The organism is Variovorax nitratireducens (genome assembly GCF_051216545.1).
Lineage (GTDB): Bacteria > Pseudomonadota > Gammaproteobacteria > Burkholderiales > Burkholderiaceae_C > Variovorax.
This window is the reverse complement of the sequence record NZ_JBPJZO010000029.1, coordinates 1-1,262: the sequence shown is the minus strand read 5'-3', so window position 1 is coordinate 1,262 and position 1,262 is coordinate 1. Positions and strand designations below refer to the sequence as shown.

1 protein-coding gene is annotated in these 1,262 nt (G+C 63.9%); it reads left to right on the top strand.

Translation table 11 applies throughout. The annotated features are described in order from the left end of the window. Nucleotides 1–238: 238 nt before the first annotated feature. Complete coding sequence (locus ACSFA8_RS27150) at nucleotides 239–1,219, top strand: IS110 family RNA-guided transposase (protein ID WP_435482560.1); 981 nt, start codon at nucleotides 239–241, stop codon at nucleotides 1,217–1,219. Nucleotides 1,220–1,262: the final 43 nt, after the last annotated feature.

Genomic DNA, 1,262 nt, shown 5'->3' with positions numbered 1-1,262 from the left:
CTCCTCCTGATATTGTTCCTCCCGCTCCCGAAGCGCTGAAGGGAGCCCGTCCGGTAAACCCTGTGCTCCTCCTTGGGCTTGCCAGCCCGCAATAAAGACTGGGGAAGCGGACGGATTCGACGCTGTAGCTCGAACGGTGTCTTGGGGCGTCGCCGGCCAATGCGCTGGCGATGACCCCGCATATCAGGGTGTGCATGTCGAATGTGGCGCATTGATCCTTGATCCAAGGAGTCCCACGATGACATGCAAGGTAGGAGTCGACATCAGCAAGATGAAGCTCGATGTGGCCTGGCTGAGAGCGGACGGTAAATACCGCTCCAAGGTGTTCCCCAACAATCCCGGCGGCTTCGCGGACTTGCTCGGATGGCTGGAGTCGCATCTGCCCGAGGGCAAGGCAACGGTCCATGTCTGCATGGAAGCCACCGGCACGTACCACGAGGGCCTGGCGCTGTTCCTGCACGACCATTCGGTGGCGCTCTCGGTGGTGAACCCGCTGCAGGTCAAGCGATTCATGGAACTGGAGCGGGTGCGCAACAAGACCGATGAGGGCGATGCGAAGGCCCTTGCGCGGTTTTGCGCCAGGACGGGCCCGGCGTTGTGGCAGGCGCCCTCTGCCGGCGTGCGCTCCCTGCAGGCGCTGGTGGGCCGGCTGGACACGCTGCTGGAGCTCAGGCAAGGCGAGTTGAACCGCCTGGAGGTCGCCCACGACTCGGTCAAGCCCTCGCTCATGGCGGTCATCGCAAGCCTGGACGCCGGCATCAAGGACGTGCGCGCGCAGATCCGCAAGACCATCGATGACGACCCCGATCTGCAGCAGCGCGGCGAGCTTCTCGCATCGATTCCCGGCCTCGGGGACAGGACGATTCCCCAGCTGCTTGCGTATATCGGGCGCCCCGAGCGGTTCACGTCGGTCAAGGCACTGATTGCCTATGCCAGCCTGACGCCGATGCTCAGGCAGTCCGGAACCTCGCTGGACAAGCGGCGGGGAACGCACCCCCAGGGGCATCGGGAGCTCAGGAAGGCGCTTTACTTCCCGGCCATGGTGGCGGGGAAACACAACCCGCTGGTGGCCCAGTTCTGGCAGCGCCTGAAGGCACAGAACAAACCCGGCAAGCTCATCGTCGTGGCCTGCATGCACAAGCTTCTGGCCATCGCCTACGGCGTCCTGAGGTCGGGCAAGCCCTTCGATGCGAACTACCGCAAGACGGCTTGCGCTTGACGGGCACCGCTTGACAGGCACAACGGTGTCTTTATTTCGCTGC

Bases quoted from the DNA above. Each gene is read 5' to 3' on its own strand.
- ACSFA8_RS27150 (WP_435482560.1), top strand. From the start codon at position 239: ATGACATGCAAGGTAGGAGTCGACATCAGCAAGATGAAGCTCGATGTG.